The following is an 18365-nucleotide window of genomic DNA, read 5'->3' as shown; positions in this document are numbered from 1 at the left end:
AGATTCCATCAGCGTGGGCTCTCAGGCCAACGTCGGCAAGGTGATTTGGAAAGCCAGGGCCGCGGACATCATGATCGCGAGGATCGATCCGCTCGCCAGGACTAACTGGGGCTGCGATGGCAGCACGTCGCTACACCGTTGCATGCCGATCACGACCTACACACCACGTGCCGTCGGCAACGTCTTCCTCTTCGATCAGGCGGGCCGCTACGCGAGCGTGCCCGTCACAGGCTCGGGAACTCCCGGAGTCAATGAAATTTTCTGCACGAGCGGCGCGATATCCGGCGTGAACTGCTCCTGGGGCCTCCAGGCGCTCCCGCATGGCGCTCCGCCCTTCATCCTGGGAGCGACGACCTGGCGAAACGTCGGTTCACCAGGGGATTCAGGCGGCCCCGTCGTGAGCCGCAGCGGACAACTGTACGGAACCATTAGCCAGGGCGGAGACGCGTGGGGCAATATTCCTGACTTCATGAGCTTCGTCCCTATCGCCCGCCTCTTCGAGGAGCAGCCGGGCTACCAGCTCGCGCCTCCCGGCTGAATCTCCGGGGCGACCCGGCCCACAGCGCCGCCCCGAGGGCGGATCCGTCCAACCGCCGACTCTACGATGGACCATACGTCGAAGGGAGCCGAAGATGCCCGCGACCGTCCGCGATCTGCTCGCCGAGCCGGCCTTCCGCCTCCGAGTGCTCGCCGGGGTGCACGACGAGGCGGCCCTGGATGCTCCACTGGTGTGGGCACACTCGTCCGATCTCGTCGATCCGACGCCCTGGCTTGAACCGGGGCAACTGCTGCTGACCGACGGCGTGCACTTCACAGGACGCGACAGCGCCGAGTTCTCCGAGGAGTACGTGGCCAGGCTCCGCGATCGCGGCATCCGCGCGCTCGGCTTCGCGACCCGGATCGTGCACGACAGGGTTCCGGAGGCGCTCGTCGCCGCCTGTGAGCGGCAGGGGCTTCCGCTGCTGGAGGTGGCCGATCGCACCCCGTTCATGGGGATCATCCGCTTCGTCGCCGATGTCATCTCGCGGGAGCAGCGCGAGCGGCTGGAGTGGTCGCTGGAGGCGCAGCGGCGGGTCGCGCGGGCGGCGCTGCGCCCGGACGGGCTCGCGGCGATCCTCATCGAACTGGAGCGGCAGCTGAACTGCTGGGTCGCGCTCTTCGACGCGGCCGGGCAGCGCGTGCACCTGCCCACCCGGCTCGATGTGCCGGCGGAGACGTCCGTCTCTGCGGCCGTGCGGCAGGCCCTCTCTCGCGGTCGTCGCGCAGGGCTGCGCTTGGACGGCGGCGTGACGCTGCAGACGATCGGGCGGCGAGACCACCTGCGTGGAGTGCTCGCGGTCGGGACGGGCACTCCGCTGGACCCGGCGGGCAGCGACCTCGTCGCGAGCGTCATCGCGCTGGCGAGCATCGCGCTCGAGCAGCGGCGCGCGCTCGACGCCTCGCGCCGTCAGTTGCGCTCAGGGCTGCTTGAACTGCTCGCCGCAGGAGCCTTCGACGTCGCCGAGAGCACCGCGCGGCGCCTCGGCAGTCCCCTTCCGCCCGAGCCCGTACGGGTGATCGTGCTGAGCGAGCCGGTGCGGGGCGACTCCCTGCTCGACGAGCTCGAAGTCGTGGCGGAGGAGGACGACGCGCGACTGTTCTTCGCCGAACGGGACTCAGTGCTGGTCATGATCACCGAGGCCGACGGCGTGAATCCGCTCGCCGCAGTGCTCACGAGGCACAGCCTGCGGGCCGGAGTATCCGCTCCGCTCGGCTGGGGTGAACTGGAGCGCGGCGTGCAGGAGGCGCGGCGGGCGGGTGACCGGGCGAGCGCCGCCCACCCGCTGCCTCGCTTTGAGGATGTCGCCGCCGAAGGGCTGCTCGGGGCTCTGGCCGCCTCGGGCGCAGGGCCGCTCGCGCGGCGGATCCTGGCGCCGCTCCTGACACCCGAGGGCGCGGTACTGCTGGAGAGCACCCGGGTGTGGCTGCGCCGCAACGGCGCCTGGGAACCGGCAGCGCGAGAGCTCGGCGTGCACCGACACACCCTGCGCAACAGGATCACGGCCGTCGAACGCGCGCTCGACATCGACCTCGAGGACGTGGACGCCCGAACGGAGCTGTGGACGGCACTGCGGCTGCTGTGAGGCGGTGCTTGTTCGCCTCTCTCCTCCTTCGTCGTCGATCGGCCGCGGTTGGCACACAGGGATGGGCGCGTTTCAGAGAGCGTCTAACGTCCGCGCACGGCGATCCGCTCGCACGCGGATCGCCGGTGACGCTCTGACCTTTCGTGCGCGGGTGTGCGTCTGCGGGGACGGGGCGAGATGCCTCCGGAGTACACGACATGCCGATGACCTGACATACTCTCATTACCTGCCCACTCCTCAGAAAGGACACACGCATGACCGCAGATTTCCCCCATCACACCCGGCCCGAACGCCGAGCGCCCGGAGTTAGCAGGCGGATCCTCGGCGCACTTGCGGCGCTCTCCGCCTGCGTCGCGCTGCTCCTCACCGGCGCAGCGCCCGCTTACCCCATCTCGGAGTTCCGCCAGCAGACCCCCATCCGGGCCGGAACTCGGGTGGAGCTACCGCACGGCTACTGCACGGTCGGCGCCGTCCTCAGCTCGACCAGCTGGTACGCCCCGCTATCACCCCAGATGAGCGCCACCCGGTATGCCGTGCTGGCGGGGCACTGCGGCGACGAGGGCGAATCCGTGAGCGTGGCCGACCGCGGCATCGTCGGCAGAGTGATCTGGAAATCGGGGCTCTCCGATCTCGAGATCGCCAGGATCGACCCGCTCGCCCGGGCCAACTTTAACTGCGGAACAGGCTCGATGATCCGCCACTGCACCCCATTCACCAGCTACACGCCCCGGGCGCACGGCAGCATTTTCCTCCCTGACCACACGGGCCGGATCGTGAGCATGCCCATCGACGGCACCGGAGTCCCGGGCGAGAACGAGGTTTTCTGCACCAGCGGAGCGGTGTCCGGGGTGAACTGCGCCTGGGGCATCGCCTCGCTTCCGCCAGACGCCCCGCCCTACCTGTTAGGCGCGACGACCTGGCTGGCGTCCACCACCCGCGGCGACTCGGGCGGACCGGTGGCGAGCCGGGGCGGACGGCTGTACGGGATCATCAGCGACGGCGCACGGACGACCAGCACGAGACCAGATCTGATGACGTACGTCCCGATCTCCCGCCTCTTCGAGGAGCAGCCCGGCTACGTGCTCGCGCCTCCCGGCTGATCCGGCCCACGGACCCGGTGGCCCTACGATCGACGGACCGTTGAAAGGAGCCGCATACCCGCGACCGTCCACGATCTGCTGGCCAAGTCGAACTTCGGCCTCTGGATGCTCGCCGGTGAACCCTTGACGCCTCCCGCCCCTCCGCCCTTCCGCGAGAGGAGCCCAGGCGCCCGACGCTAGGAGTGGAGTGGGAAGCCGAGGTTGATGCCGCCGTGGGAGGGGTCGAGCCAGCGGCTGGTGATCGCTTTCTGCTGGGTGAAGAAGCGGACGCCCTCGGCGCCGTGCGCCTTCGTATCGCCGAAGAGGGACGCCTTCCAGCCGCCGAACGAGAACGTTGCGACAGGGACCGGAATGGGCACGTTGATGCCGATCATCCCGACCTCGACCTCGTTCTGGAAGCGGCGGGCCGCGCCTCCGTCGTTGGTGAAGATCGCCGTGCCGTTGCCGAAGGCGCCGGCGTTGATCAGCGCGACGCCCTCCTCGTAGGAGGCGACGCGGACGATCGAGAGGACCGGGCCGAAGATTTCGTCGGTGTAGGCGCGCGAGGTCGTCGGCACGCGGTCGAGCAGGGTCGGACCGAGCCAGAAGCCCTCGGGAGCGCCGTCGGCCTCGACGTCACGCCCGTCGACGACGACACTCGCGCCATCCTGCTCGGCGATTTCGATGTAGGACGCGACCTTATCGCGGTGCTGCCTCGTGATCAGCGGGCCCATGTCGCAGCCGCGGCGGCCGTCGCCCGTGCGGAGCCTCGCCGCGCGATCCTGAATTCGGGAGATCAACTCGTCAGCGACCGGCTCGACGGCGACGACGACGCTGATCGCCATGCAGCGCTCCCCCGCCGAGCCGAAGCCGGCGTTGATGGCCGAGTCGGCGACGAGGTCAAGGTCGGCGTCGGGCAGCACGAGCATGTGATTCTTCGCTCCGCCGAGCGCTTGCACACGCTTACCGTTGCGGGTGCCGGTCTCGTAGACGTACTGCGCGATCGGCGTGGAGCCCACGAACGAGATGGAGCGAACGTCAGGGTGCTCGAGCAAGCCGTCGACCGCGACCTTGTCGCCGTTCAGCACGGTGTAGACGCCGTCGGGGAGGCCGGCCTCCTTCCACAGGGCGCCGAGCCAGATCGCGGGCGACGGGTCCTTCTCGGACGGCTTCACGACCACGGTGTTTCCTGCGGCAATGGCGATCGGGAAGAACCACATCGGCACCATCGCCGGGAAATTGAACGGGCTGATAATCCCGACGACGCCGAGCGGCTGCTTGGTTGAATAGACGTCGACGCCGGTCGAGACCTGCTCCGAATACTCGCCTTTGAGGTGGTGCGCGAGGCCGGTCGCAAACTCCACGACCTCCTGGCCGCGCGTAATCTCGCCGAGGGCGTCGGAGACGACCTTGCCGTGCTCGGAGGTGATGAGTTCGGCCAACTCCTGCTTCTTCGCTTCGAGCAGCTCGCGGAAGCGGAAGACGATCTGCTGCCGCTTCGCCAGCGACGTGTCGCGCCAGGCCGGGAAAGCGGCCTTGGCGGAGGCGACGGCCGCGTCGACCTCAGCGGTGTCGGCGAGCGCGACCTCTTTACTCACGATCCCGAGCGCCGGGTCGTAGACCGGGGCGGTGCGTCCGGAGGCGGAGGCAGAGGGCGCGCCGTCGATCCAGTGGCCGACGACGGACAGGGAGGTGGCGGGCTCGGCGATGCTCATAGCGACGACTGTAAGGGGCGTCGTCGCAGGGCGGCCCGCGGATCCGTCCAGCGTGGAGGTGGACGGGTGGACGAATCGGTGAGGTTGTCGCGCGCCCGTGGCTTCTACGGCTCGAAGCGGACGAGCGCCGCCGTGATGTTGTCGTGGCCGCCGCGCTCGGTCGCCCAGGCGACCAGCGCCTCTGCCAGCGTGACGGGATCGGACCCGACCCGCTCCTGCGCCTCGTGCAGCACCGTTGCAAGGTCCTCGGCAGCCGATGCGTAGTTCCAAAGCCCGTCCGAGCACACGAGCACCCAGCCCGGTTCCTCGAGAATCTCGGAGGTCACCCGCGGCTCCTCGTCGTACGCGTCAGCGCCCAGCCAGCGCGTGATGGCATGCGCGTCGGGCGCCGTTTCGGCCGTCTGCCGCGGGACTCCCGCCGCGATCTGCTCGTGCGCCCACGAGTCGTCGACCGTCAACTGCCGCGGTGTCCCGGCGTCCGGCATCCAGTAGCTGCGGCTGTCACCCACGTTGCCGGTGACTAGCAGCGCGCCGTCGAGTACTGCGGCCGTGAACGTGCACGAGGGCGGGTTCGAACGCTTCTCGGGCACCGCGGCGTCGATCGCTCCGGAGGCGCGCGCGGTGGCCATCTGCAGCAGGGCGCCCCAGCGGTCCGCTCCGAGGGCCTCGTCGCCCACATCGGCCTGCAGGGCGCTGAGCGCGGCGCGGGCGGCGGCGAGCGACGCTTTATCGGAGTCGGGAGTCGACGAGACGCCGTCGCAGACCACGAGGAGCGCCGCGCGCAGCGAGCCGTCCTCGCAGGCGCTCGCCCCGATTGCCATCGCGTCCTCATTGGCGGCGTGCCGGAGTCCGCGATCGCAGACTCCGCCGACGAGCGGATGCGGTGCCTCCGCCCAGTGCTCGCGCTCGGTCGGCGCGGGCCGGCCGCACTGCTCGCAGTAGCCGTCGTCGGCGACGATGCCTCCGCAGTAGACGCAGGAGCCAGCCCCCTCGACGGCGACGGGCGGAGCGGAGGCAGCCGCCGCCACGATCAGCGGAGTGCCGCAGGCCTCGCAGAACGCGTCGCCCGTGGTCACCGGCTCGCCGCAGACCGGGCACGGCGTCGAGAGCTCGGCGCTCACGTCAGCGTCCAGCGTCGGACCTCGTTGGCCCGGTCGACGAGGTGCAGCCGCTGGTCGCGCTCCCGGGTGGACGCTGCGAGAGCCCGGTAGGACGCCTCGAGGCCGTCGCGGATCGCGGCCTCGTTGGCCTCGACTCCACCGAGCGACGCACCCTCGGCCGGACCGTCGCGGCGCACCAGCTCCAGGGCCGACGTGAGCACCTGCGTCGTCAACTCCAGCCGGGTGCGCTGGTCGATCGCGACGGAGTCGACGCTCGCGAGCGCGGCCGAGAGCGAGGGCAGGCCGCGCCCCGACTCCGCGAGCAGTTCGGCCCGTCGGCGGCGGGCATCGACGTAGGAGGAGCGGGTGGGGGTCACGATGTCGAGCGCGTCGAGGGCGCCGTCGAGGTCGGAGCGCAGCTGGCGCACGCGGGCGAGGCCGAACGCGGCGGGTGCCGTGTAATTCGCGTCGGCTCGAGCGCAGATCACGTAGAGCGATTCCGCGACCTCGGGCTCCCCGCTGGCCTCGCAGGCGGCGGCGAGCGCCAGCTTCGGGGCGAGCTCGCCGGGGACCTGCCCGTAGACGGTGTTGAACGAGGCACGGGCACCGCTGGCATCGCCGCGCGCGAGCTGCGCGAGGCCGCTCATCCACACCGCCCGCCACTCCCACGGGTCCTCGGTGAGGATCTCGCCGGTCGCGCGGGACACCTCCTCCCAGCGCTGGGCTTCGATGGCCGCCCGGGCACGGGCCAGCCGGACCTCGACGGTCAGCGTCGGAGCGAGCGCGAGCGCGCGCAGCCGTACGATCGGGTCCGCGACGTTGACCCCGGCGAGCCAGGCCTTTGCGGGGTCGGAGTCGTCTCGTCGAAGCGTCGGGAGCGCGTCCCACGGCGGCACGCGGTCGACCACATCGGCGACGGGCGCCTCGAACAGGGCCGACTCGGTCGAGTGCAACGCCGGATGACCGGGACCGCGATCCGTCGCGACCACTTCGCGGAGGACACCCAGCAACTGGCCGCGCATCTCGTCGACGGTCGCGAAGCGGTCCTGCGGGTCGGGGGCGCAGGCCTTTGCGACCAGTCGGTAGAAGGAGTCGTAACGCTGGAATAGCGGCGTCTCGGACACGGGCGGCAGGGAGGCGACGTAGGTGGTCTGGTTACCGCGGAAGTCGAGGACCAGCGAAGCGAGGGTGCGGCCGATGGTGTAGACGTCCGAGGCGATCGAGGGGCCCACCTCGGGGACCTCCGGCGCCTGGTACCCGACCGTGCCGTAGATCGCCGAGTCCTCGTCGTCGATCCGGCGCACCCCACCGAGATCGATCAGCTTGACCTGGTCGCCCACCTGAATCATGTTGTCTGGCTTGAAGTCGCAGTACAGCAGGCCGTGGTCGTGCAGGTAGGCGAACGCGGGCATGACCTCGAGTACGAAGGCTAGGGCCTGGTCAACGGGCAACGGATCGGCCGAGCCGCCGTTGGCATCCAATCGCTCCTTGAGGATCTGCTTCAGGCTCGGCCCGCCGACGTACTCCATCACAATGTAACCGGCGCCGTCATGGAGGACGAAGTTGTAGATCTCGACGATGAGCGGATGCTCGACCTCGGCGAGGAACCGGCGCTCGGTGACCGCGGCGGCGTACGCGTCGGGATCCCCCGAGTTGAGCAGGCCCTTGAGCACCACCCAGCGGCCCGAGACGTTGCGGTCGCGAGCGAGGTAGATCCAGCCGAGGCCACCGTAGGCGAGACAGCCGACCACCTCGTACTGCCCGCCGACGACGTCGCCCTGCGTGAGCTGCGGCGTGAAGGAGAAGGGCGTGCGGCAGTTGGGGCAGAAGCCCTCGGTGCGGCCGGGACGCCCATCGCGGCCGCGGCCGACCGCGGTGCCGCAGTGCGAGCAGTAGCGCTTGCGCTCGGGGAGCACAGCCTCCGTCATCAGTGCGGCCAGCGGATCGGCGGCGGGACGCGAGGGCACCGTGGTGAGCCCGGCGCCCAGGCGTGGACCGCGCAGGCGGGTCGACGTGGTTCCGACGCGTCGGGTGACCTTCGAGCCGGTCTGCGCCGTGCGCGCCGAGCCGAGGGCGGCGGTGGCCAGGCGTGCAGAGGACGTTCGGCCGCTGCGCGCGGTCGCGGCCTCCTCGGCGCTCGCGGAGGCGGGAGCACGGGGCGCGCCCTCGACGAAGCCGGTGCCGAAGGCGGCGGAGGCGGTGGCCGGCGCGGCGGAAGCGGGCGCTGGGCGGCGCGCGGTCGGCGTCGATGCCGCTGCGCCCTCGGCAGGCGGGAGACCGCAGACGTTGCAGTAGCCGTCCTCGATCGTCCCGGTGCAGCCCGGAGTCGAGGTGCAGGGGTCGCCGTTCATCGAGTGGCCTTCCGGTGGTGCTGAGGGTCAGGGGACGGGAGATCCCGAGTGACGACGTCGTACTGCTCGACCAGGTGCCGTGCCAGCGTGACCGAGCAGGGCACCGCGTCGAGCGCGGCGCGTACCTCCTCGTCGGCGGCGGTGCCGACCGCAGTAGCGGCCCGACCATTCGCCTCGGCGCGCTCGCGCAGGGCACGAAGCCGGAAGCCGAGCGCCGCGCGCTCACGCAGAGGCGAGGTGTAGGCGGCCTCGACCGCGTCGAAGGCGCGGCTCACAGCGGTGAGGCGGGCGAGGTGCGTGTCGAGCGCTCCCCGCTCGAGCGGAGGCTCGCCCAGGCGCGACACGTCGGGCACGGCGAGTCGCGGCGGGTCGGCGATCTCGCGACGGCAGCGGGCCACCAGTTCGCGCAGCGGCGCCTCCCGACGCTCCGCGGTCTCGGCGAGCTCGCGCGCGCGTCGGCGATCGCGCTCCAGGCCGCGGCGCTCCGAGGCGGCGATGATGAGGTCCCGCTCCAGCCGGGCGGAGTCGCTTTCGAGCTGCCCGAGCGGCCCCGACACGTCGGCTCCTCGGCCCGCCTTCTCGGCCAGGGCGTCAAGGCGCGAGCGCAGCACGGCGACGCGCTCGGCCCGCTCGCGGTCGACCGTGCTGCCGCCGTCGCGGGTGAGATCACGGCAGCGCTCGATCTCGGCGCGCACGCCGACGATTCGCCCCGCAACATCGGTGCCGCTGGGATCGAGCTCGAGCCGCGACCGGAGCTGCCCGACGACCGCGTCGCAGAGCCGCACGGCCTCGACGAGCGAGACCGCACCGCTCCCGGAGGCGTCCAGGCGCCCCCAGATCAGCTGCGACATCCGCTCGCGCGCGACGACGTCGACCCGACCGGAGTCCCACACGGTCTCGAGTTCGGCCAGGCGGCGGGTGACGGACTCGCGTAGCGACTGGGCGAGCACCACGTCGGCGGTGTAGGTCTCGGACTGGGGCGAGGCCAGCGCGGCGGCGTCGAGTCGGGAGAGCTCGCGTGTCGTCCGGTCGAGCCACCGAGTCAGCGCCGCCAAGTAGTCGAAGAGTTCACGCTGCGGGGCCGCCTCGCCCAGCCGGCCCGGCGCGACGGGCGTCCCCTCCGCGAGACCGGTGCTCATCGTCCGTACACCGGAGCCGGCGGCGAGGCTTCGCCGAGGACCCCAAGCCAGCGCCCGTGGATGCTCTGCCAGCGGCCGTCGCTGCGCATCGCCTCGAGCGCCGCATTCACGAAGCGCACGAAGTCGGGGTCGTCCGCGGGCAGGCCCAGGCCATAGGGCTCCGAACTCAGCGCGTCACCGATGACCTTTGCGTAGGGGTCCTGAGCGACGAAGCCGGCGAGGATCGTGTCGTCTCCCGCGATCGCGTCGACGTCGCCCGCCTGGAACCGCGCGAGGCACTGAGAGTGGGTGTCGGCCTCGACCGCCGTCACCTCCGGGAAGTCGTTTTGCAGGCGACTGAGCGTGGTGGTGCCGCTCGGCGCGCACACCCGCTTGCCATCGAGGTCGTTGATGCTCGCGATCGGCACGGCGTTCGGGTCGTCTGAGACGAGGACTTTCAGACCGGCGTCGTAGTACTCAGACGAGAACGCGATCGTGTTCCAGCGGTCGCAGGTCATGGTGAGAGTGCGCGCGACCATGTCGACCTGCGGTGCACCGTCACCACCGGTAAGTGCGGGGAGGCGCTGCGCCGAGGTGATGACGACGTAGTCGATTGCGTCCGGGCTGCCCAGGATCGCGCGCGCGATCTCGCGGGCGATGTCAACGTCGAAGCCCTCGATCGTGCCGGTGATCGGATTGCGTGCGCTCATCAGCAGGGTGTCGGCTGAGACGCCGACGCGGAGGTTCCCGCGGTCGCGGATCGTCTTCAGGCGGGTGCTGTCCGTCACGCCGGTCGGTGCGTAGGAGGCGACGGCAGCGGGCGAGCAGTCCGTGGCGGGAGGCGCCGCACTCGCTCCCGGCGCCGTACTCGCGGTCGGTGTCGCGGCGGCCAGGGGCGCACCGAGGTCGTCGGCGCCGGTCGTGCAGCCCGCAACAGCGAGCGCCGCCGCGGTGACCAGGGCGAGTGCGGCCGTGCGCAGACGATTCATCGATACTCCTCCAGTCGCTGCGAGACGCCGCGCCAGGCGAGCACGGCCGCGGCGAGGCCCGCGACGAGCAGTACCCACGAGACGACGGAGGAAAACTGCGCTCCGGAGTCGAGGGTCGAGGAGGCCCCGTCGGCCTTCTCCTGCACCACACTGCGAGCATCGTCCGAGAAGGTGGTGAAGAAGTCGTTCGGCGTGTCTGCGCCTGTCGCCGTCGCGGTGCTCACCGCCTTGTTCCAGTTTCCCGCGTTGTCCTCATCACGGATCTGCTGGTGGAACGTGTGCCACTGCTCGAACTCAGTGACGAGACGATCCCGAGCGCGGGCGTCCTGCAGTTCGTCGGTGAGCTTCTGCCTGGCCGAGGCCACCGCCTCCTGGTAGCGCTCCTCCAGTGCCGCACCCGATCCGCGCTTGATCAGCGTGAAGCTCTCGAGGGACTTAGCGTCATTGGCCGCGATCAGGGCGTTCGAGACAGTGAGGGCCTCCCGATAGGAGTCGACTCGCGCCGTCCCCGCATTCGCGGCAGTGGACCCGTAGGCGAGCGCGCCGCCGACGCCGAGCACGAGCAGCAGCGCGGTACCCGTCGCGAGCGGGCGGTTGAGGTAGCGGTGGGTGCGCCGAGCCAGCCAGAGCTGGGCCGCGAGCAGGACCAGCAGCATCACCAGCGAGCCGATCAGCAGCAGGATGCTCCAGCGCACGGCGTCGTAGGCGGCGGCCACCCGATCCGCTCCGGATGTGACCAGCCCGTCGAGTTCGCGGAGGATGCCGTCGCTGCCAGAGAGGACGGCGGACGCCTGGTCGAGGTAGGCGGAGGCGACGGGAAAGCCCTGCCGGTTGTTGGCACGGGCCTGCTCGATCAGGCCGCTGTAGGTCGTGATCCTGCTGGCCACCGAGGCAAGAGCCCCGGTGTCGACGGAGTCGGATGCCGAGAGTTCGGCGATTCCCGACGCGGCGGCGCTGAGGCTCGTGACGTAGGAGGCGCGCAGTTCGGCTGGCTCGAGCCCACCGACCAGGAAAGTGTTCGCCGCGATCGCATTGGCATCGACGAGCAGAGTGCGCACATTCTGTACGCCGAGGAGCTGGGCCGACTGTTCCCGCGCCATCGTCGCTGCTCGGGCCTGGAGTGCGCCGGCCTGCTGCGCGAAGACGCCGAACAGCACGGCGGCCAGGGCCGTGAGGGCGAGCAGGAGCCGCAGCGTACCCGGAGTGGTCGCGGTCGCCCGCGCAAGCAGCGAGGGCGTGCGGGCAGCGGGCCGGTTGGCGATCTCGACCTGCGGCGGGGCGGGGGCCGTCTGTGCGGGCGGTGCGGGCGCGGTGCTCATCGGGCCTCCTCCTCGAACCGACCTGCGTCGTCATCGGCGGTGTCCTCCGCGGTGTCCTCCGCGCTCTGCTCGCCGTCGGCGCTCTCCGTGATGTCCTCGCTCTCCGTGATGTCCTCGGGCACAAGGATGCGCAGCTCATCCAGAGTCGGCTCCTCCACGTCGCGCAAGCGCCACGCATGGCGCGCGATCGCCGCATCGAGGACGTTGCGGACCCAGCGGCCGTTACCGAACGCCTCCGTGCGCTGCTGCGCCGAGGCGAGTTCTGCGAACGCGGCGAGCGCCCCGTCCGTCGGCTCGAAATCGGCGGAAGCGGCGAGGCGTCCGAAGATCGCCGAGAGTTCGTCGTCGCTGTAGTCGGCGAAGTCGATCGTGGTCGAGAAGCGGCTGGCGAGGCCGGGGTTCGTGTCGAGGAAGCCCTGCATCGGACCGGAGTAACCGGCGACGATCACCACGAGGTCGCCGCGGTGGTCCTCCATGTCCTTGACCAGAGTGGTCACCGCCTCCGCCCCGTACTGATCGAGCGCGAGCGCGTAAGCCTCATCGATGAAGAGGACTCCGCCGCGGGCCGACGCGATCACCTCGGCGGTCTTCGTCGCCGTCTGGCCCAGGTAGCCGGCTACCAGCTCCGACCGGTCGACCTCGACGAGCACGCCCTTCGAGAGGATGCCGAGCGAGCGGTAGATGCGGGAGACGAGGCGGGCGACCGTCGTCTTCCCCGTGCCCGGATTGCCCGTGAAGACCAGGTGCCGGGTGAGGGTGGGGGTGCTGAGACCGGCAGCCTGGCGGAGGGTGTCGATCCGGAGCAGTTGGGTTTGTCGCTTGATCTCGCTCTTCACCCGCTCGAGCCCGATGAGCGCATCGAGCTCGGCGAGCAGGTCGTCGATCGACTCCGGCGGCTCAGGGGGCTCCTGCTCGGCGGCGGCCTCGATCGGCGCTGCCGGCTGCGTCTCGTCCTGCGGACCCGCGTGCTCCGTGCGGCGCAGGCGCGCGAGGATCTCATCGACGCCGGGAACGCCCTCCGGTAGGCCGGCCGAGCGAGCGGCACTCGAACCGGGGTCGGGAGACGGCGCCGCTCCCCTCGCTCCGGGGACCGCGGCGAGCTGGGCCGCAGCGGCCGCGGAGGCAGAGGCGATGCCTCCGATGCCCGGGTCGCCGAGCGCACTCGCCGCCGAGATGACCTCGGTGAGGCCGCGGGCGTAGGCGCAGGCGTGCGGCGACGAGGCCGAGGCGAGCGCCGCGAGCTGATCGGTGGGCCCGGAGCGCCAGCGGCGACCGCTCGCGGCGGCGGTGAAGAAGGTCTCGAGCCCGCCGGAAGCGCCAGTGGCGGCGAGCCACTCGGCGCCCGCTCCTCTGATCGACTCCGCGACGGCAGCCGCCAGGCGCGCGCCCTCGTCTCGGACTGCGACGGCGTCGAGTCCGGCGGCGGTGCCCGTGAGCACGAGAGCGTCGAGCGCCGGGGCAAGGGACGTCACGAGGCACTCGGCGGGGTCAGCGAGCCCGGGGCAGTGCCGGTGGCGCCCGGCGCAGGCGGAGCGTCGAGTCCGCTCGGCGAGAGCGAGGACTCGGTGAACTTCTCGGCCAGGAACTGCCCGTGCGCGACGAGCGCTGTGGCGTCCTGCCGCGAGACGGCGTCGGAGATCCGGTCGAGCGTGCCCCCGAGCAGGTCGAGCTGGTCGCAGAGGATCATCAGCGAGGTCTTCCCCTTATAGACAGCGCGACGATCAGCGAAGTCGCGGGGCAGGCGGAGGTACCCCTCGACCGCCTCGGGCAGGTAACTGGTCGCGGTGGCGACGACAGTGTGTCCCTGCCGACTCATCCCGCCGAGACGATCGAGCCGGGGCACCATCTCCCGGACGGTCTCGTCGATCCGCTGGATACGAGACGCCACATTGCGGTCGACGCGCCCCTTCGTGGAATTCGCCACCCGATCGAGCGCGGTGAGGATGTCGTCGCTCGTCGGCACACGCGGCAGTGCTGGCGCAGTCTCCTCCGGCGCTGCCGGGGCGCCGCCGAACAGGCGGGAGAACCAGCCCATCTAGCGGCCGAGATCCAACGAAGAGGTCGCGTCGATGTCGGCGTTGCTGCGGCGGGCGCGCTCCACGTATTCGCCAGCCTTGGCGGTCTCGGACTGGAGGACGCCGACGGTCTGGGCCATGCTGTCGAGCGCCTTGATCTTGAAGTCCGAGATTGAATCCATCGTCTGGTAGATGTTCGCGAACGCGGCTTGCAGCTGCGGCAGCCCCACCGTGGCGGAGGCGGCCTGCGACTGGATCGATGCGGACTGCTCGGCGAGCATCCGCGAGGTGGACTCGATCATGTTCGACGTCGTGGTGTTCAGCGCTGTGATCTGATCGAGCACGAGCCGCTGATTGGCGAGGGCCTGCGCGACGATAACCGCCGTCCGCAGCGCGGAGACCGTCGTGGTCGTTGCACGGTCAACGCCCTTGATCAACTCGACGTTGTTCTTGATCACAACGTCGATCGCCAGGTAGCCCTGGATGGAGACGGCGAGCTGGGTCAGGAGGTCCTGGTGCTTCTGCCGCGCATAAAAGAGGACGTCTTCACGGAGGGCCCGCGCCCGTTCGGGATCGGTGCTGTCGAGTTCGGCAATCTTCGCCGAAAGCTTCACATCGAGCCGTTCGGCGACGTAGATGTACTCGTTGAGACGCGTCATCGTCCCCCAGAGGTTCTGCTTCTCGAGGTTCAGCGCCGCGTTGTCCTTCCGTAGCTCGTCCTGGCCGTCGTAGAGCGCCTGGATGATCGCATTGAGATGCGACTGCGCACTCTCGTACCTGCGGAAGTAGTCGGTGATTTTGTTGCCGAAGGGGATGAATCCGAGGATCTTCTTCTGGACGTTGTCCTCGGAGGGATCGAGGTCCTCCACTGTGCGGCGCAGCTCGAGCAGCGTCTTGCCGATCGTCGAGCCTTCGGAGAGGCCACCCTCCTTCAGTGCCCGTACCGGCGTGCTCAGCAACCGGTTCGACGAGTCGGCAGCCGAGCGGATGTCGGCGTCGCCCATCGTGCGGATGTCGTTGGCCTTCGTCGCGAACTCGGGACTGCGCGCCTCGGCGGCCAGGAGCGTCTCGAGGTAGTCGTCAACCTTCGCCTCGAGTCCGGGCAGCGCCTGCTCCGGCACCTTCGGCGCGATCGACGGCGCCGAGGTCGTCGGCACTGCTGCCACCGGCTCCGGCGGCGTCAGCGAGAGAGCGTTCTGGACGGGCTGCTGGAGGGCCTCGGTCATCGGGATCCTTACCGTTCCTGGCGCGCGGCGCCGACTGGGATGAACGTCCGCCCAGCATATCCCGGGGCCTTCCGCGCAGGCCCTGGGAGGAGAGCACACGGACAGTTCGCCAGGATTGCGCCCCTGTGGAGGAGCCTGCGCCCCTCAGGCCGCGCGGGGGCTCCTCCGCAGCGTCGCCACGGCCACTCCGGCGAGCGCGAGAGCTCCTCCGAGCAGAGCGGCTAGCGGAGGCGTCTCACCGAGCACGAGCCACGACAACAGGACCACGACCGCGGGGACCGCATAGGTGGAGGCGGCGGTGCGGCCTGCGCTGGAGCGGGCCAGGACGTACCCCCAGGTAGTGAACGCCACCGCCGTCGGGAACACGCCAAGGTACACGACGGCGAGCACCGAGGAGGCAGGCGCGGTCTGGAGCGATCCCACCAGCTCGGGCGCGAACGGCAGGCAGGCGACGGTGCCAGCGAGGCAGCCGAGCCAGGTCATCGTTGGCGCGTCGATCCGCCCGAGAAGGCGCTTCTGCAGAGTCGCCGCGCTGCCGTAGACGACGGCCGCGACCAGGCCGAGCACGACTCCGATGACGTCGAACTGCCCCGTGGACGTCGAGAACGCGATCACCGCAACACCCGTCAGAGCGACGAGCATGCCGGCGATCAGCCGCCGCGGGAAACCCTCACCAAGCAAAAGCCCGGCCAGAACCGCCGTGATCATCGGCGCGATGTTGACGAGCAGGGCGGCGGTGCCGGCGTCGACATGCCGCTCGGCCGCATTGAGCGCCAGGTTATAGACGCCGAACCACGCCACACCCCAACCGAGGACAAGGAAGAGGAGCCGGCCGCGTGGGACCGCGGTGCGCGGGTCCGAAGCGGCAGCCGAGCGGCGCCTCCGTGCGGAGAGGACGAGACGGACGACCGTGAGCGCCAGCGAACCGACGACGATGCGGCCAAGCGTCAGGGCGCCGGGGCCGAAATCCTCGGTCGTCGCGCGGATGCCGACGAACGCGGAGGCCCACAGGAGGACCGTTACCGCGACGGCCCCCCACAGCAGGAGGACGTCCTTCCTGCGGGGTGGGGCGGAGGCGGTGGTACTGGTCATCAGGCCATCGTGGCGGTCGCGGACCGTTCAGCACCAGGTTCCGCGGCTGATGCTCGGGCCGCTGCGGGCGCTCGCGACGCGCCGCCGACACGCGAGGTAGGCCCGAGCGGGCGAGCTCGCAGCGCACGGGAGCACGATGGACGGGTGAGCCCTGTCGAACCCGTCACCCGTACCGCGCCGCCGCTGGGCGGCCCGCGCATCCTTCAGCAGCGCTGGACCGAGGCGACCTTCTTGCACTGGCGCGTTGACCCTGCTCTGGTCGCGCCGCACCTGCCGCCGGGAGTCAGGCCCGACGAGCATGACGGGTCGTCCTGGGTGGGCCTTATCCCCTTCAGACTCTCGCGCACAGCGTTCCTCGGGGGCCCGCGAGTGCCCTGGCTCGGTACCTTCCCCGAGGTCAACGTGCGGCTCTACTCGGTCGACCGGCAGGGGTGCCGCGGAGTCGTCTTCGTCTCGCTCGAGGCCTCGCACCTCGTTGCGGTGCTGACGGCGCGGTTAGTGTTCGGCCTTCCCTACCGCTGGGGCCAGATGAGTATCGAGCAGCGCCACGGTGCGGTGATCTACGAGACCGCCCGGCACGTCGACGCAGCGGCACATTCGCGGATCGTGGTGCGGCCGACACCCGGGGCAGTCGACGATCCGCTCGCCTCGTTCCTGACATCGCGGTGGGCGTATCACCAGCGACACCTCGGATCCACCTGGTATGGGCGCAATCTGCATCGGCCCTGGCCACTGCAGAGCGCGGAACTGTTGGCGCTGGACGACGGGCTCCTCACCCTGGCGGGGTTCCCTGGCCTGACCGGGCGGGCTCCGGACTCGGTGCTGTACTCGCCGGGAGTCGAAACGGTGTTCACGGTGCCGCGAAGAGTGTGAGCGCGACCCGGGTGGGGGGTGGCGCTGTCCGACGGGCATCGGAGACTATTCGATGATTCGTATACACCGCAGCATCATCGGGGAGAACCGTGGAATTCACTGAACGGCTGATCGCTCTTGCGACCAAGGTCCACCAGCAGCGCGAGATCATCCAGACCGAGGAGGCGACGAAGAACGCCTTCGTGATGCCCTTCATCTCGACGATCCTCGGGTACGACGTCTTTAATCCGCTCGAGGTGGTTCCGGAATTCGTCGCTGATGTCGGCGTGAAGAAGGGCGAGAAGATCGACTACGCGATCGTCCACCACGGCGACGTACAGATGCTGATCGAATGCAAGAAATCCTCAGAGCCCCTCCGGATCGAACACGCTTCGCAACTCTTCCGGTACTTTGCAGTCACGAATGCGCGCATAGCGATCCTCACCAACGGCGAGCAGTACCACTTCTACACTGACCTCGACGCCCCAAATCGCATGGATGCGAAGCCATTCCTCGTCTTGGACGTGACGGACATTGATGAGACGCTGATCCCCGAGCTGATGAAGCTGACGAAAGAGATATTCGACCTCGACTCGATTATCAATGCTGCCGGTGAACTGAAGTACATTGGGCAGCTGAAACGCGAACTCGGCGCCCAATTCGCCAGCCCAAGCGACGAGTGGATCAAGTTCTTCACCACCCGCGTGTACGAAGGGGCCTACACACAGAAGGTGCGCGAGCAGTTTTCGGCACTGGTCTCAAAGGCGTCCAAGCAGTTCCTCAACGAACAGGTGAACGAACGCTTGAAGACCGCTCTCGGAGCGCCGAACTTCCCGCGAACGGAAGCTCTCGCAGCCGAGCAGACCCTGACTAGCCAGGCAGTGGTCGAGGAAGAACTTGAGGAGCAGAGCGATCTCGAAACGACGCTCGAAGAGCTGGAGGGCTACCAAATTATCAAGGCGATCGCCTGCAGCGAAGTGAAAGTGAACAGAATCGCACAGCGGGACGCCAAGTCGTATTTCGCCGTGATTCTGGACGACAACAACCGAAAGCCCGTCGCGCGCTTGCACTTCAATCGGAAGCAGAAGTACCTCGGAACCTTCGACGCGGAGAAGAACGAGACGCGCCACCCCCTTTCAGCGCTCGACGAGATCTACACGTACGCCGAGACCATCAGGGAGACCGTACGCGCGTACGCCTGACGCCCAGGCGACGGGAAAGACTCCTCCACAGGGTTGACATTCTGGAGTTGTCTGACGGGCATGAACGAAACGTGCGCAGCCGGGGTCAAGCAGCGGTTCGCTGTGTCTATGACTACAACGACGATGCCAACCTGGCCCGGCGGATCCAACGACACGCTTGCGGCGGCGGTGACCAGGGTATGCA

15 protein-coding genes are annotated in these 18365 nt (G+C 69.6%); 5 read left to right on the top strand and 10 right to left on the bottom strand.

The genetic code is table 11. The features are described 5' to 3' along the window. Positions 1-142 precede the first annotated feature (142 nt). The 3 genes from HRF29_RS12680 (at position 143) to HRF29_RS12670 (ending at position 3223) form a co-directional block, all read left to right on the top strand. Positions 143-538: a chymotrypsin family serine protease gene (locus tag HRF29_RS12680; protein ID WP_173249191.1), complete on the top strand. Its 396-nt coding sequence runs from the start codon at positions 143-145 to the stop codon at positions 536-538. A gap of 94 nt (positions 539-632) precedes the next feature. Next, on the top strand, positions 633-2123 hold the full coding sequence (locus tag HRF29_RS12675) for a PucR family transcriptional regulator (protein WP_173249190.1): 1491 nt from the start codon (positions 633-635) through the stop codon (positions 2121-2123). A gap of 254 nt (positions 2124-2377) precedes the next feature. Continuing rightward, a complete protein-coding gene (locus HRF29_RS12670; RefSeq protein WP_173249189.1) occupies positions 2378-3223 on the top strand; it encodes a trypsin-like serine protease in 846 nt (281 codons plus the stop codon). 176 nt (positions 3224-3399) lie between these two features. On the opposite strand, the gene HRF29_RS12665 is transcribed toward HRF29_RS12670, so the two are convergent. The 10 genes from HRF29_RS12665 to HRF29_RS12620 all read right to left on the bottom strand — a co-directional run bounded on the left by HRF29_RS12665 (position 3400) and on the right by HRF29_RS12620 (position 16127). Continuing rightward, positions 3400-4917: a CoA-acylating methylmalonate-semialdehyde dehydrogenase gene (locus HRF29_RS12665; protein ID WP_281357335.1), complete on the bottom strand. Its 1518-nt coding sequence runs from the start codon at positions 4915-4917 to the stop codon at positions 3400-3402. A gap of 104 nt (positions 4918-5021) precedes the next feature. Further along, positions 5022-6038, bottom strand: a complete 1017-nt coding sequence (locus HRF29_RS12660; protein WP_343043740.1) for a PP2C family protein-serine/threonine phosphatase — start codon at positions 6036-6038, stop codon at positions 5022-5024. After that, entirely contained in the window at positions 6035-8368 is a 2334-nt protein-coding gene (locus HRF29_RS12655; RefSeq protein ID WP_173249188.1) for a serine/threonine-protein kinase, read from the bottom strand. The genes HRF29_RS12660 and HRF29_RS12655 overlap by 4 nt, the downstream gene beginning before the upstream one ends. After that, positions 8365-9507: a hypothetical protein gene (locus tag HRF29_RS12650; RefSeq protein ID WP_173249187.1), complete on the bottom strand. Its 1143-nt coding sequence runs from the start codon at positions 9505-9507 to the stop codon at positions 8365-8367. The genes HRF29_RS12655 and HRF29_RS12650 overlap by 4 nt, the downstream gene beginning before the upstream one ends. Beyond that, positions 9504-10475, bottom strand: coding sequence for a glutamate ABC transporter substrate-binding protein (locus tag HRF29_RS12645; RefSeq protein ID WP_173249186.1), 972 nt, complete (start codon positions 10473-10475; stop codon positions 9504-9506). Before HRF29_RS12645 ends, HRF29_RS12650 begins: the two co-directional genes overlap by 4 nt. Further along, on the bottom strand, positions 10472-11794 hold the full coding sequence (locus tag HRF29_RS12640) for a hypothetical protein (protein WP_173249185.1): 1323 nt from the start codon (positions 11792-11794) through the stop codon (positions 10472-10474). The genes HRF29_RS12645 and HRF29_RS12640 overlap by 4 nt, the downstream gene beginning before the upstream one ends. After that, positions 11791-13266, bottom strand: a complete 1476-nt coding sequence (locus HRF29_RS15385; protein WP_173249184.1) for an AAA family ATPase — start codon at positions 13264-13266, stop codon at positions 11791-11793. Before HRF29_RS15385 ends, HRF29_RS12640 begins: the two co-directional genes overlap by 4 nt. Then, positions 13263-13829 (bottom strand): hypothetical protein, encoded by a 567-nt coding sequence (locus tag HRF29_RS12630; protein ID WP_173249183.1) that lies wholly within the window; start codon positions 13827-13829, stop codon positions 13263-13265. Before HRF29_RS12630 ends, HRF29_RS15385 begins: the two co-directional genes overlap by 4 nt. After that, the gene (locus HRF29_RS12625; protein ID WP_173249182.1) at positions 13830-15035 is read right to left on the bottom strand and encodes a toxic anion resistance protein; all 1206 of its coding nucleotides are present in this window, start codon (positions 15033-15035) and stop codon (positions 13830-13832) included. 144 nt (positions 15036-15179) lie between these two features. Then, on the bottom strand, positions 15180-16127 hold the full coding sequence (locus HRF29_RS12620; protein ID WP_173249181.1) for a DMT family transporter: 948 nt from the start codon (positions 16125-16127) through the stop codon (positions 15180-15182). 144 nt (positions 16128-16271) lie between these two features. Between HRF29_RS12620 and HRF29_RS12615 the strand changes: the two genes are divergently transcribed. Both HRF29_RS12615 and HRF29_RS12610 read left to right on the top strand, forming a co-directional pair. Further along, positions 16272-17000, top strand: coding sequence for a DUF2071 domain-containing protein (locus HRF29_RS12615; protein WP_173249180.1), 729 nt, complete (start codon positions 16272-16274; stop codon positions 16998-17000). A gap of 89 nt (positions 17001-17089) precedes the next feature. Next, positions 17090-18181, top strand: coding sequence for a type I restriction endonuclease (locus HRF29_RS12610; RefSeq protein ID WP_173249179.1), 1092 nt, complete (start codon positions 17090-17092; stop codon positions 18179-18181). The last annotated feature ends 184 nt before the right edge of the window (positions 18182-18365 follow it).

It is taken from the genome of Rathayibacter agropyri (assembly GCF_013249015.1).
Lineage (GTDB): Bacteria > Actinomycetota > Actinomycetes > Actinomycetales > Microbacteriaceae > Rathayibacter > Rathayibacter agropyri.
Note: the sequence above shows the minus strand (reverse complement) of the source record. Positions and strands in the feature narration are given on the sequence as shown.

Bases quoted from the DNA above. Each gene is read 5' to 3' on its own strand.
- HRF29_RS12680 (WP_173249191.1), top strand. From the start codon at position 143: ATGCCGATCACGACCTACACACCACGTGCCGTCGGCAACGTCTTCCTC.
- HRF29_RS12675 (WP_173249190.1), top strand. From the start codon at position 633: ATGCCCGCGACCGTCCGCGATCTGCTCGCCGAGCCGGCCTTCCGCCTC.
- HRF29_RS12670 (WP_173249189.1), top strand. From the start codon at position 2,378: ATGACCGCAGATTTCCCCCATCACACCCGGCCCGAACGCCGAGCGCCC.
- HRF29_RS12665 (WP_281357335.1), bottom strand. From the start codon at position 4,917: ATGAGCATCGCCGAGCCCGCCACCTCCCTGTCCGTCGTCGGCCACTGG.
- HRF29_RS12655 (WP_173249188.1), bottom strand. From the start codon at position 8,368: ATGAACGGCGACCCCTGCACCTCGACTCCGGGCTGCACCGGGACGATC.
- HRF29_RS12650 (WP_173249187.1), bottom strand. From the start codon at position 9,507: ATGAGCACCGGTCTCGCGGAGGGGACGCCCGTCGCGCCGGGCCGGCTG.
- HRF29_RS12645 (WP_173249186.1), bottom strand. From the start codon at position 10,475: ATGAATCGTCTGCGCACGGCCGCACTCGCCCTGGTCACCGCGGCGGCG.
- HRF29_RS12640 (WP_173249185.1), bottom strand. From the start codon at position 11,794: ATGAGCACCGCGCCCGCACCGCCCGCACAGACGGCCCCCGCCCCGCCG.
- HRF29_RS12630 (WP_173249183.1), bottom strand. From the start codon at position 13,829: ATGGGCTGGTTCTCCCGCCTGTTCGGCGGCGCCCCGGCAGCGCCGGAG.
- HRF29_RS12625 (WP_173249182.1), bottom strand. From the start codon at position 15,035: ATGACCGAGGCCCTCCAGCAGCCCGTCCAGAACGCTCTCTCGCTGACG.
- HRF29_RS12620 (WP_173249181.1), bottom strand. From the start codon at position 16,127: ATGACCAGTACCACCGCCTCCGCCCCACCCCGCAGGAAGGACGTCCTC.